This window comes from Aneurinibacillus sp. Ricciae_BoGa-3 (assembly GCF_028421645.1).
GTDB lineage: Bacteria > Bacillota > Bacilli > Aneurinibacillales > Aneurinibacillaceae > Aneurinibacillus_B.
Genome location: NZ_CP116887.1, coordinates 4,101,507 through 4,115,786, shown reverse-complemented (window position 1 = coordinate 4,115,786; position 14,280 = coordinate 4,101,507). Strand labels below are relative to the sequence as shown.

Annotated in this window: 6 protein-coding genes, 1 pseudogene and 1 other annotated feature (1 of these 8 cut by a window edge); of the genes and pseudogenes, 6 read left to right on the top strand and 1 reads right to left on the bottom strand. The window is 48.8% G+C overall.

The window, feature by feature from the left end; translation table 11 throughout:
* Window positions 1-111 (top strand) — a binding site (T-box leader); it begins 123 nt to the left of the window's first position.
* 85 nt (window positions 112-196) lie between these two features.
* From pheS to PP175_RS20850, 5 genes are all read left to right on the top strand, one after another.
* Entirely contained in the window at window positions 197-1,195 is a 999-nt protein-coding gene (pheS, locus tag PP175_RS20870) for a phenylalanine--tRNA ligase subunit alpha (protein ID WP_442870490.1), read from the top strand.
* A 15-nt stretch (window positions 1,196-1,210) separates the two neighbouring features.
* The gene (pheT, locus tag PP175_RS20865; RefSeq protein ID WP_272440145.1) at window positions 1,211-3,637 is read left to right on the top strand and encodes a phenylalanine--tRNA ligase subunit beta; all 2,427 of its coding nucleotides are present in this window, start codon (window positions 1,211-1,213) and stop codon (window positions 3,635-3,637) included.
* 417 nt (window positions 3,638-4,054) lie between these two features.
* Window positions 4,055-4,372, top strand: a complete 318-nt coding sequence (zapA, locus tag PP175_RS20860; protein WP_272440144.1) for a cell division protein ZapA — start codon at window positions 4,055-4,057, stop codon at window positions 4,370-4,372.
* A 6-nt stretch (window positions 4,373-4,378) separates the two neighbouring features.
* Complete coding sequence (locus PP175_RS20855; RefSeq protein WP_272440143.1) at window positions 4,379-4,936, top strand: CvpA family protein; 558 nt, start codon at window positions 4,379-4,381, stop codon at window positions 4,934-4,936.
* 81 nt (window positions 4,937-5,017) lie between these two features.
* Window positions 5,018-13,108 carry a glycoside hydrolase family 94 protein gene (locus PP175_RS20850; RefSeq protein WP_272440142.1) on the top strand — a complete coding sequence of 2,697 codons (8,091 nt, stop codon included), beginning with the start codon at window positions 5,018-5,020 and terminating at the stop codon, window positions 13,106-13,108.
* A gap of 248 nt (window positions 13,109-13,356) precedes the next feature.
* Here the strand turns inward: PP175_RS20850 and PP175_RS20845 are convergent.
* Window positions 13,357-13,545 (bottom strand): annotated as a pseudogene (locus PP175_RS20845) (AMP-binding enzyme); the annotation flags it as partial.
* A gap of 381 nt (window positions 13,546-13,926) precedes the next feature.
* Between PP175_RS20845 and PP175_RS20840 the strand changes: the two are divergent.
* The gene (locus tag PP175_RS20840) at window positions 13,927-14,211 is read left to right on the top strand and encodes a DUF1697 domain-containing protein (protein WP_272440141.1); all 285 of its coding nucleotides are present in this window, start codon (window positions 13,927-13,929) and stop codon (window positions 14,209-14,211) included.
* Window positions 14,212-14,280: the final 69 nt, after the last annotated feature.

The following is a 14,280-nucleotide window of genomic DNA, read 5'->3' as shown; positions in this document are numbered from 1 at the left end:
TGAAGTAGAAGGGGATCCGGATAGGCCGATCTATCCGTTATCAATGAAGAGATAAGAATGGAGTTGCATGCATTCTTACTAAGGGTGGTACCGCGACCTTTCGCCCCTTACCGGGTGGAAGGTCTTTTTTGTGTTCAAAATCGTAAAGGAGGTTTTACCGTTGCGTGAACGATTGGAAGAAGTAAAGAATCAAGCGCTGGCTGAGCTTGAATCGGTTCAGGAGTCCTCACAGGTTCAAGAGTTGCGTGTCAAGTATCTGGGAAAAAAGGGCCGTTTAACTGAAATACTCCGCGGGATGGGTAAATTATCGGCAGAGGAGCGCCCGCTAATCGGGCAGCTGGCTAATGAAGTGCGCGAAGCCGTGGAAAATGGTCTGGAGCAAAAGAAACAAACCATAGAAAAAGCAGAAATAGAAGCAAAGCTGGCGAAGGAAACCATTGATGTAACCCTGCCAGGCAGAATGATCCATACGGGCAACCGCCATCCGTTGACCCTGGTCATCGAGCAAATTGAGGACATCTTTCTGGGATTAGGGTTCACCGTTGCGGAAGGCCCGGAAGTGGAGTCTGATTACTATAACTTCGAAACGCTTAATCTGCCTAAGGAACACCCCGCCCGAGACATGCAGGATTCCTTTTATATAACGGAAGATATCCTGCTGCGTACGCATACTTCTCCTGTACAGGTGCGGACAATGGAGAAGATGCAGGGTAAAGTTCCCGTGAAAATCATTTGCCCGGGCCGCGTATATCGCCGCGATAATGATGACGCTACCCATTCACACGTATTTACACAGGTGGAAGGTTTGATGGTGGGCGAGAATGTCCGCATGAGTGACCTAAAAGGAATCCTGCTTGAGTTTGCCCGCCAGATGTTCAGCGATGATGCTAGCATCCGGTTGCGTCCAAGTTTCTTCCCATTCACAGAGCCAAGCGCTGAGGTGGACGTTTCCTGTATGTTCTGTGGCGGCCACGGATGCCGCGTCTGCAAGCATACAGGGTGGATTGAGATACTGGGCTCAGGGATGGTACACCCGCGCGTACTTGAGATGGCGGGATATGATCCGGAGAAATATACAGGATTTGCTTTTGGAATGGGTGTGGAGCGCATTGCGATGCTCAAATACAACATTGATGATATCCGCCATTTCTATACAAACGATCTGCGTTTCCTCAAGCAGTTCAACCGGGTTTAAGGAGGAGATAAAAAGATGAAAGTATCATATAACTGGTTAAGCCAATATATCGATTTGTCCGGAATTTCCCCGGAAGAACTTGCTGAGAGGCTGACGCGGTCCGGGGTAGAAGTTGACGCTGTTGAAGTCCTTAACAAAGGCATAACCAACGTAGTAGTCGGGTTTGTCAAAGAGAAAGAAAAGCATCCGAATGCAGATAAATTAAATGTGTGTCAAGTGGACGTGGGCACAGGGGAGATGCTGCAGATCGTATGCGGAGCCCCGAATGTCGCAGCCGGCCAGAAAGTGCCGGTAGCCGTTGTGGGAGCCCATCTGCCGAACGATGTGAAAATCAAGCGCGCAAAACTCCGCAGTGTGGAGTCGCAGGGAATGATTTGTTCAGCTAAAGAACTCGGCATGAACGATAAGCTGTTGCCGAAGGAGATCCAGGAGGGTATCCTGGTTCTGCCTGAGAATTTGGAGCTTGGCCAGCCTATCGAGCAGGTATTGAGCCTGGATGACACGGTGCTTGAGCTTGGCCTTACCCCTAATCGCTCCGACTGCTTAAGCATGATTGGTGTGGCCTATGAAGTGGCAGCTATTTTAAACCGGGAAGTAAAGCTGCCGGAAACCTCCCTCACTGAGACCGGCCCATCTATTGCAGATAAGGTTACCATTAAAATAGAGGCACCTGAACACTGCCGCCGTTATATGGCACGCATGATTTCGGGTGTTAAGCTTGCTCCATCTCCGCTGTGGATGCAGAGTCGGCTGATGGCAGCGGGTGTGCGGCCGATTAACAATGTGGTCGATATTACAAACTATGTGATGCTTGAAACTGGGCAGCCGCTCCATGCTTTTGACTACAGTGCGGTGGAAGGCGGAAATATTGTAGTCAGGCTGGCAGAAGAAGGCGAGACCATCACAACGCTCGATGATGTCGAACGTACGCTGGATGCTGACATGCTCCTCATTACGGATGGAACGAAGCCGATCGGCATTGCCGGTGTGATGGGTGGAGCAAATTCAGAGATTGGGGAAGATACTCGGACCATCCTGCTCGAATCTGCCCATTTTGCTGGACCATCTATCCGGCGGACGTCCCGAAAGCTGGGATTGCGTTCTGAAGCCAGCCTTCGTTTTGAGAAGGAAGTCGACCCGAAAGCGGTAGAATTGGCACTCGAGCGTGCAGCCCTGCTCATGGCAGAACTAGCTGGCGGGGAGATCGGCCAAGGTATTGCGGACTCAGTTGTTGAGATTCCGCAGGATAAGCGTGTTGCCCTTCGCATGGATCGCTTAAATACAGTTTTGGGAACAAACCTGTCCCGTGATGAAGCAGCAGCGATATTTGATCGTCTGTCTTTTCCGTATGACATCGACGGCGACACTTTCCATGTTACAGCGCCAACACGCCGCCAGGATATTGTCCGGGAAGTTGATTTGATTGAAGAAGTGGCCCGCCTGTATGGTTATGATAACATTCCGATTACTATGCCTTATGGCGAAGGCACGCATGGTATACTTACTCGTGAGCAGGAACTGCGCCGCTTAATTCGCGAGGTCATGAATGCGGTTGGTTTGGATGAAGTGAGCACTTACTCGTTTACTACCCCCAAAAACTTAAGCTCTTTTGCGAATTTATATGGAGATACCTGCGCTATTCCCCTTGCTATGCCGATGAGTGAGGAAAGAAGCGTTTTGCGGACCAATCTGATCCCGCACCTTCTGGAAACGGCGGCTTATAACATCAACCGCAATCAACGCGATATCATGATTTTTGAACTGGGTAATGTATTCTTGACGAATGAAGAGGTCCTAACCAAACTTCCTGAGGAAAAACTGACGCTTGGTGGACTTCTCACAGGAAACCAGATCGCAGAACATTGGTTAGATGCGACCCAGCCTGTTGATTTTTACCTTGTGAAAGGCATGCTGGATGTGCTTTTAAACCGGTTGGGTATAACAGGTATTCAGTACCATCCTGTCAAAAATTTGCCGGGCATGCATCCAGGGCGGACGGCTCAAATTGTTCTTCAGGGCCGGATTGCCGGTTACGTAGGGCAGGTTCATCCTGAAACGCAACAATCATACGAAGTTGAAGAAACGTATGTATTCCAGCTTGATGCAGGCTTACTAATAGAACTTGCCACCGTGCACCCGGGAATGGTTCCTCTGCCGAAGTATCCGGCTGTAAGCCGTGATATTGCGGTCGTAGTAGACAGGGAAGTCACGGCAGGCAAGCTTCAGGATACGATTGAGAAATCAGCGGGAAATCTTCTGGAATCGGTTCGCATTTTTGATGTGTACATCGACGACAGGTTGGGTGCCAACAAGAAGAGTGTTGCCCTGTCCTGCACATACCGGGATCCGGAAAAAACACTGACCGATGAAGAAGTACAGGCCGCCCATGAGCGGGTAGTGGAGGCTTTAGCTGCGGAATGCGGTGCAGAACTTAGAAAATAGGATGGAATAGGGAAAGAGGTTTCTACCCTCGTGGGGAGGAACCTTTTTCATCGTCAGAAATTGGATGTCGCTTAAAAGTTGTAAATTTTTTGTTACTTAAACGGGGACCATAGGTCCTCAAAACACCAGAGAAAAACATCGCGAGGCAATGCTCGCTCCTTACTTGACCCATGTGGAGCGTGTGGAACAGAGGGCGAAAAAGACCGGCAACTGTCTCCATCATTGGGTTACCCAGATGTTTTGCCGGTCCGCCCGTCGTTCCAGAAAGCGGCCGTCAAACTTATATGAGGGGAATGGACAGAGCGGCATGCCCGCGATTTTTTTCTTATTCTTGACGTACGGCGCTACTTTCTTTACTTTAATGTAGAGGATATAGTTAGAGGGAGAATAGATCTTAGCCGAGGGGGACTATAAACCGTGCAAGGAGACCAGAAAGAACGAGTGGTAGTTGAGATATACGGACAATACTATACGATGAAAGGCGAAAGCAGTTCTTCTCACATGCGCATGGTGGCAGGCTACGTTGATGATAAAATGAGGAGAATCGCGTCCGCCAACCCTAGATTGGATACAAATAAACTTGCGGTACTAGCCGCTTTAAATATGGCTGATGAATATTTTAAACTGCGTCAGGAATATGAGGAGTTAATTAAACTGCTCGAGAACAGTTCCCGTGCGGAAGAAGAGGAAGAAACACTTGAAATACCGGAAACGGAGAATCCGGATAAGGAGTAATCAACTATGAGTCTGCTGGATGTCGTATTGCTGCTTCTCTTAATTGGAGGCATATGGAGCGGTTACAGGCAGGGGCTTGTAGCACAGCTTGTTAAGCTTGTTGCCCTTGTGCTGTCGTTTGTTGTTGCTTTTATGTATCACAAATCGTTAGCGGCCGCGTTAATGAGCTGGTTCCCGCTTTCTAAAATCTCGGGAAACAGCAGCTTTTCATCACTTGCGGGAATGCTGCCTGTGGAAAGTGCGATCTATAACTCTGTCGCATTCTTTTTCCTGCTTATTTTTACAGGCTTTGTTGTAAGGTGGTTAGGTGGATTCCTGAATGGGATTGCGAAGCTTCCTGTGCTTTCCCTTATTAACAGGATTTTAGGCGCAGTCGTGGGCTTTCTTAAGAATGGTCTCATACTTGCCCTTATCATTGTTATCGCGAACGTTCTTCCAATATCGGCCCTGCACCAAACGCTGAACCGATCGGCTATTGCTTCGCTAATCACGAAGAACACGCCTTCTATAAGCCAGATTTTTACGGATATGACCAAAAAGCCTGTGAGCAAAGCGACCCTATAAGCGCTTCTCCAGGCTTTTTATTTTCGCATAAAATGACGCTTCCAAGGGAATGTTTTCCTTAACGACACTTGGGAGGACATTATGATTTTTAACACTGAACAACTACGAGCAAGGGCACACGAGTTTGCCTTGACCCATGAATTATGTACAACCAACCGGCCAATTGCTCGATTTTGGCCGGCCTTTCGGTCAGATATGGCCAGTTTGCACGCGTTTGCCGAGCATTTAAGCAACAGCAGAGTGCACTGTAAACAACCTGCAGAAGATTGGCTGCTTGATCATATCAACTTCCTGGAGACTCAAGCACAAGTTGTCATTCGAAAACTGCCCCGGGCAACGCTTCAACAGTTGCCAAGGTTGCGATCTACTGGAATGCCGCGGATATATGCTATTTGCAACGATTATTTGGAGCATGTGGACGGATGCTACGACGTGCACTCGTTTGAAAACTACCTGCAATCCTATCAGGAAGTTTCTGTTCTCAAAATTATGGAATGTTGGGCGTTACCGAGCGCCATGCGCGTTATCATTATTCGCCGTTTGGCGCAAGCGATGCGCAAGGTGCGGTATCACCATGAGGTATGTGATTCAATCGCATCCTTGCTTGAACGAATAGGCGTAAAGAACATGTCGGACGCCAAGATACGTTCCATATTGGAGCGAGAAGCACGAAAAAAACCGCTGGGTCCAATCGAAGTCGTACATTTCATCCGGCACTTGAGTGAATGGGAGCCAGATATTCGAGTGATCCACGAATGGCTTGCGGCCCATGTTGAGAATAGTGAATCCAGCCTTGAGCAGATGGTCTCGTTTGAGCATCAGCTTCAGGCAGAACTGCAGGTGACTTGTGGCAATTTGGTGCAAAGTTTACACGTTCTAGAGCGCCTGCCATGGCGATTAACGTTTACGAAGATTTCTCATGTGGAGCAAATTCTTCTTTCTGACACAAATAGCGAATATGAACATCTAGATTTTGCAAGTCGCGACTTACTACGTGGACGTGTTGCCGAATTTGCGCATCAACTAAATGTTCCGGAAACGTTAGTGGCCCAAACCGTCGTGCGGCTTGCCGAATCCAGACAAATATACCTAGATCAAGCAAATTTGCTGCCCCGGGATGGGTGTCTTGCTTATTATTTACTCGATGCGGAAGGAATCAGGGCTATGCGAGCAGCGCTCTGCACGGTGACGCGCCCGCGCCGCCTACCGCACCTTGCCATCCGTCGCCGGCCACTATCCGTATATTTGTTGAGCTTAATTTTACTGTTTGTTGGCCTAATGCTGCTTGCTGGGGGATGGGCGACGTACGGGACGACCGTTCGCCCTATATCTTGGATTGCGGTCGTAGCAGCTCTCGTTTTGCCTGTCAGTGAATGGGTTGTAACGATTGTACATGGAGTAATTGTTCGATGCTTGCGCCCTATTACGCTTCTGCGTTACGATTTTTCTGAAAAGCTGCCCGATGATGCCTGTACGATGGTCGTCATGCCGGTTATTTGGTCCAGCGTTGAAGAAGTGGATGACGTGGTCAATCGACTCTTGATTCACTACCTGGCAAACCGTCAACAGAACATTTTTTTCGGCATATTAGCAGACTTTTCAGATGCACCGACCGAGAGGCAGGCAGACGATACGAAGATTCTTACGCACGCGATCGGACGAATTGACGCTTTACGTAAGCAGTATGGAGCTGACAAATTTTTTCTATTTCACAGATCCCGCCTTTACAATTCAGTTGACAACATTTATATGGGCTGGGAGCGCAAACGCGGCAAACTCGTCGAGTTCGTCGAGCTTTTGTCGGGCAGTGACCATACCAGTTTTACAACGATACATGGACAAAAAGATATCCTGAAAAATATTCGTTATGTATTTACGGCCGATCACGATACACAACTTCCGATTGGTGTCGTGAGCCGACTGGCGGGTACCATTCATTTTCCTTACAACCGGCCGCGGCTCAATGACGCGGGAACGCGTGTGATCGCAGGGTTTGGTGTACTGCAGCCCCGTATTGGCGTAAATTTTGATTCGACACACACATCCCGTTTTGCCTCACTGTGGGCTGGTGAACCTGGTATTGATCCATACGCTTTTGCTGTCTCGAATGCTTATCAAGATCTGTTTGGCCATGCAATCTTTGTCGGCAAAGGCATCTTTGACGTTGAGGCATTTCACACGACCCTGGTGAACCGCATTCCGGATCATCATGTGTTGAGTCATGATTTACTTGAAGGAGGATTTCTACGCACTGGATTGACATCCGACATCGAAGTGGTCGAGTCGCACCCGGGCACATTTTATGCTTACGAGCGACGTGCGCACCGATGGATTCGGGGGGATTGGCAGCTCATTAAGTGGTTGGGCACGAGCTGTAAAGATCGCCATGGTGAGAGCCGACGAGTTGATTTGTGCGGGCTGACCCGTTGGCAAATCATTGATAATTTGCGCCGCAGCTTACTTGCGCCAGCCCTCTTATTGGTTGCACTGCTCGGACTGGGGGTGCTGCCTGGCCGGGTATGGGTGTGGGAAACAATTGTGCTGTTAACGATTTTTCTCCCATTTCTGCGGGCTATTCCACGAGGAGCGGTTGGCCGGAGCAGGAGCCGTACGATTGGCGTGACTTTCATGCAAAGTGCTGTACAGCTGTTGCCGCTGCCGTTTGCCGCTGTTCTTACCTTAGACGCCATTGTGCGAACGATTTACCGCCTGTTTATCAGTCGGCGCAATTTGCTGGAGTGGGTCACATCAGCCCAGACGGATCACAGTTCCGTAAAAGGACGCGTGTTTATGTTTGAGCCAGCCGGCTACATCGCCATTTCCTTATTTGCCGTAGTAGCTTGGCTTTCCGGTGGGATTTTTAATCGCGTGATTGGTGTTGTGGCTCTTGTCATTTGGCTTCTAGCCAGACCCGTCATGCAGCAATTGAACCGTCCGCAAAAAGTAGATGCTCGCACATGGCTGAATGTTGCGCGTCCTGAACTCAGGGAATTAGCGTTACAAATCTGGTCGTTTTATGAGCGATACGTTACGGCGGAAGAGTCTTGGCTTCCGCCCGACAATGTACAATATCATCCAAAGGAGATTGTTGCACATCGCACGTCGCCGACTAATATTGGACTCTACCTTGCTTCTGTCGTGGCTGCACGTGATCTGGATTTCATCGACACGCTTACGATGATCAAACGGATTGAAGCAACGATGAAAACCTTGGTAAGCATGGAAAAATGGAATGGGCATCTGTTGAACTGGTATGATACGCGTTCAGCTAAGCCTCTTGTACCTCGATACGTTTCCACGGTTGACTCTGGAAACTTAGTCGCTTACCTGATGGTCGTGCGGAAGGGAATACATGAATGGAGTCGTCGCAATATAAGTTTTCAATATAGCATGGAGAAAATCATCAGAGAAATCGACCAGTTCATAGAACAGACTAACTTCAAGGCGCTGTATAACTCGGATGAGCGACTGTTCTGTTTGGGCTATCATGTCGACACGAACCAAAAAGATACCATTCTTTATGATTTGCTGGCATCGGAAGCTAGACAAGCGAGCTTTGTCGCTATTGCATTAGGGCAAATTCCAGTTTCTCATTGGTTTACTCTGGGACGAACGATGACCATTTCCGGTAACTGTAAGACGCTGTTATCTTGGTCTGGCACAATGTTTGAGTATTTCATGCCGAGTCTTATTATGCGGACCTATCGAAACACGATCTGGGACTCTACTTACCGGGGTGTTGTTCATCGACAAAGGGTGTACGCGGCCAAACACCAGGTGCCGTTTGGCATTTCGGAGAGCGGCTATTATGGGTTTGACTATCAATTGAACTATCAATATCGGGCTTTTGGTGTTCCCGGACTTGGACTTGAACGTGGCTTGGAACGCAATTTGGTCGTTGCACCGTATGCCACCATCATGGGTCTGCCATATGCGGGGGATGCCGGGCTCGCAGCGTTGCGTAAGTTTGAAGATTATGGTGCGAAAGGCATGTACGGGTTTTATGAAGCTGTTGATTTTACAAAAACACGTCTGCCGCAGGGTAATCATCACCAGGTCGTGCAAAGTTACATGGCTCACCATCAAGGCATGAGCATGTTGACGCTTATCAATTTGTTGGCAGATGAAATCATGGTGAAGCGATTCCATACCGATCCACGCGTATGCGCAGCAGATTTGCTTCTACAGGAGAGGATACCTGTGAACGCAGCGCTGATTGAAGAGCCGATTGGGCTCCATGCGAAGGTGCCGGAATTTGAGGGCCAGTCGGCCGATGCGGAACGCACGTTTACTGAACCGACCCTTGTACCGGAAGTCAACGTGTTATCAAACGGCCGCATGACTAGTTTGAACACGAACGATGGAACCGGTACACTCACATGGAACGGCCTTGCGGTCACAAGGTGGCGGGAAGATCCAGTTGTTGATACATCAGGTGCTATTGTTTACATTCATGACGCCACGTCAGAGAAGACTTGGAGTATGACCAGATTCCCTTCCCAGGTGGTTAGAGACACGCGAGCCGTGTTTCGTCTCGATAAAACGACTTATGAAGGGACTTATAGCGACATTTCATCCAAACTTGAATTGACCATTTCTCCGGATGTTGACGCGGAGGTACGGCGTCTTCGATTGGTCAACAACAGCAGCGAAGAGCGTACGTTGGAAGTAACCTCCTTTCTAGAGTTAGCGCTGGCAAGCCCATCGGCAGACCATGCACATCCGGCTTTTAGCAAGTTATTCATAGAAACGGGCCACGACGCAAAGACACAATCTTTGTTGGCGAAGCGGCGTCCGAGAGAGGATGATGAGCAGGAGACATGGGCCGTTCACACCGTCTATGTCGATGGAAGTGAGACAGGCGATTATGAGTTCGAGACAGATCGCGCTCAGTTTATTGGCCGCGGTTATTCACTCCAAGCACCAAAGGCAATAAACGCACGACTACGTGGGTCCGTTGGTTCTGTAGTGGATCCAGCTTTTGTTATGCGCCGTTGTATTCAATTGGCACCGCAGGAGTCGGCTACGGTGTATATTGTGACAGGGGTTGCAGAAAGCCGTGAGCAAGCACTTGACATTGTACATCGCCTGCGTGAGCCGAAGCAAGCGGATCGAACTTTCCATTTGTCATGGGTACGCGCGCAAATCGATCTTCGACATCTACATCTTACGCCGATACAGGCATCAGATGCACATCTTTTGGCGGGCCGTCTCCTTTTTACACCGCCGCTTACGCCCGTGCGACGGAATGCAATCTCACACAATGCTTTAGGCCAGTCTGCCTTGTGGTCGCATGGAATTAGCGGCGACGCGCCAATTGTTGTGGTTTCAGTCAGCAACCTGGCGGATTTGCCTTTCGTCACTCAATTAGCACACCAACACCAGTATTTGTGTATGCTTGGATTGGAAGTCGACCTTGTGGTGCTCGATGAGACCATCGGTGGCTACCAGGATCAACTTATGAACCGTTTGCGGGACAATCTCGCTGCGCGAGGAATTGGACAGATGAAGCGAATTGTAGGATTGAAGGCGTCTCAACTGTCAGAGAATGAACGAACTCTTCTCACAGCGGTTGCACGTGTCTTACTGCGAGCGGGAGGGCCAAGCTTGCATGCGCAGTTGCGAGTCGACGAAGGGAAAATACGGCTTTCGCAGCGACGACCTGTACAAATCCGAGAAAGGCATCGGAATCAACAACAACCGTCCGGTATTTCCGCAGAAGGTGAATTTTTCAATGGTTGGGGTAGTTTCACCGAGGGAGGTCGAGCGTATCAAGTTCACGTACGGAATGAATCGTATCTACCGAAGCCGTGGAGCAATGTACTCGCCAATCCTCGTTTTGGTTGCATCCTTACAGAATTTGGAACGGGTTATACATGGTGGCGTAACTCACGGGAGTGTAAACTCACGCCCTGGACGAACGATCCGGTTCTTGACCGACCTGGCGAGTGTCTCTACTTGCGCGACCTTGACACCAATGAAGTCTGGTCGGCTGCCCCCAAACCAGCAGGTGGCGAGCGAACGTACAAGGTCAAACACGGATGGGGGTATAGTCAGATTGAACAACTGGATGGCGATGTCGTGCACACGATGGAGACGACAGTTCCATTGAACGATTCGCTGAAGCTTATCCAACTCCGTGTACGCAATACAAGCGAAGCCATAAAGCGGATTTCCATTACGTATTACGCTGAGTGGGTTCTTGGGGTTATGCGGGAAGCACAGGCACCCTTCATTGTTACCGAATGGGATAAGGAGCATAGCGCCTTGCTTGCTCGTAACACGTATCAAGAGACGTTTCGTGATGCGGTTGGCTTTATGCATATCGCACTGCCGGATCCGATGGCGAAGATACCGGAACAGCTCTATTCTTGGACTGGAGACCGAACAGAATTTATCGGTCGTGGTGGTACATTAGAGTGCCCGACAGCACTTTTAGAAGAAAAACTATCTAAGCAAACCGGTGCATTTTCCAATTCATGTGGGGCTCTGCAAACTGTGGTTGAACTCCCCGCAAAAGACGACATTACGGTTACTATTTTACTAGGCTGTGCGTCGTCGAAAGACGAGGTACATTCGCTTATTAGGCAGTATGGCCAACCTTCTGCCTACGAGGATACGCTTGCAAGTGTGACACAATATTGGAAGCGCGTTCTTGGGCAAGTGCAGGTGAAGACACCGGATCGCGCGATGGATTTGATGATGAACGGCTGGCTCTTGTACCAAACGCTGACTTGTCGATTGTGGGCTCGAACCGCGTTTTATCAGGCTGGCGGTGCATTTGGATTTCGAGATCAATTGCAGGACTCGCTTGCGTTCCTACATGCGGACCCGTCGATTGCCAGGAAGCAAATATTAATTAACGCTGCTCATCAGTATCAAGAAGGCGATGTCCAACATTGGTGGCACGAAGAAACACACAAAGGAATTCGTACAAGGTTTTCAGATGATCTACTCTGGCTCCCATATGCCGTATCTCGCTATCTAGAACAGACGGGAAACTTCGATATTTTGAAAGAGAACGTGCCATTCCTGCATAGCGATGTGCTTAAGGAGGGGGAATTGGAGCGATATGAAGATACGGTTAAGTCTGACGAAACGGGATCGCTGTTGGAGCACTGCCTGCGAGCCATTCGCCATGCTTTAAAATTCGGCGAACATGGGATTCCGCTAATGGGCATTGGCGACTGGAATGATGGGATGAATCGCGTCGGTGCGAAAGGGCGTGGGGAAAGCGTCTGGCTTGGCTGGTTCCTGCTGGACATCCTGAAGCGGTTTACGGGAATGGAAGACGGTATCATTCCTACTGATGCGGTAGACCAGTTTGAACAATCAGCGCGCGAACTGGAGCAGCACCTGAACGATTATGCTTGGGATGGCGCTTGGTTTCGCCGGGCGTACACCGATGCCGGAACATGGCTTGGCTCGATTAAGAACAAGGAGTGTCGAATTGACGCTATCGCACAGTCGTGGGCGGTCCTCTCGCAGGGGACATCTGCCGACCGGCAATCGCGGGCGATGCGCTCGTTTGATCGTGAGCTTGTGGATCGAGATTTGAATCTTGCGCGGTTGTTGACAAAAGCGTTTGATGAGACGCGTCCGAGCCCAGGATACATCCAGGGCTATCCACCGGGAATTCGCGAGAACGGTGGACAGTATACCCATGGTGTCATTTGGGGGATTGTTGCCTGGGCGATGTTGGGGCGGCGTGACAAGGCATTTGAGCTGTTTTCCATGCTCAATCCAATCTCACACACGCGAACATCCCGAGAAGTCCAGACGTATGCAAATGAACCGTATGTGATGTCGGCTGACGTGTACACGGCAAATCCTCATCAAGGTCAAGCTGGCTGGTCGTGGTATACAGGAGCTGCTGGTTGGATGTACCAGGCAGGGTTGGAGTATGTATTGGGTGTCAAGCGCCGGGGAGATCAACTGTATATTGAACCCTGTGTGCCGCCTGAATGGAAATCGTTCACCATCGACTACAGATACGGCGAAACAACGTATTCGATTGAGGTCTACTGTGGACAAAGTCTTAGAGTCCCTTTAACATGGATGGTTGACGGTAAGGTAGTTGGGAATCAGCCGTACTTGCAACTTGTGGATGATGGTAAAGTGCATCAAGTAGTCGTTCAAGCAAGTTTGGAGCGTTCAAGTACAGTAGGGTAACGGAACTGTGTGCAAGAGGAGCAAAATAAACAAGGGAGCCCTAGGGCTTCCCTTATTTTCAAATATTTACTTAACTTGAGAAGTGAAATAGATGAATACCACATCGAGTGTAAAGAGATTTACTTATATTTTCGTCAAAGCATTCGGAATTCTAAACTAGTCATTCAACTTCAAAAGTTAGGTGTTCCAGCAACATTACGCAACTGGAAGGCAATCATAAAGCTTAAAACTATAGTTGTGAATGAATATTAAATTTTCAAGCTTTGATTTTCCCAATAAGAATCGCGTAATACCGTTTTTAAAATTTTACCCGAAGGATTACGTGGGAGTTCATTGACAAAGTCTACTGATTTTGGTTTTTTATACCCGGCCAATTTTCTTTCACAGTATTGAATGATATCTTCTTCTGTGAGTTCTGCTCCTTCTCTTGCCACAACAACGGCTTTTACTTTTTTGTTTAACTAATAAGAGCATAAAACAACCTCTTTTTTTTTGAAGTTACTGTATATTATTGCCGCCTGACAGAAGATTAGGAACTTCAACAGCAGCTACGCGAGAAACCTGGGCTTAACATATAGAGGAAAACCGTAAAACGATCTCCAGATCGCTTTTTGACGGTATTGACGTTCTGCTATTGCCCACCGCTGCGGATGTCATACCAATCATTGAGGAGGCCTAGGTAAGAGGGGCGCAGGCGGTATCTGCAGCAAATACATTCTTCTGTAATTACTACGGCTTGCCAGCAATAAGCATACCTTGCAGTTAAATATTCTTATGAGCTCATTAACTCTACACTGAAAAGAGGGTCCGTGAGATAGATGACGATTTATATCGCGCTGTTACGGGGTATTAACGTAGGCGGAAAGAATATGATCAAGATGGCTGAATTGAAGCGCACTTTTGAAGAAATGGGCCTGAGTCGAGTTCAAACGTATATTCAAAGCGGCAATGTTCTGGGCCGAGATGTCTTCCTTTTATTCCGTCATAGCATACGCAATTCCAAGCTTGCCGACAACCTTCAGAAGCTAGATGTCCCAGCGACCGTGCGTAGCTGGGAAACGTTAAACAAGCTCGTGGCTCTGGCAAGTGCAATGGAGGTTTAATGTTTAAACAGAAATGAAATCAAGCTTCATACCGTCGACTAGAATCTGGCGTTCAAGTAAAGGCCCGCA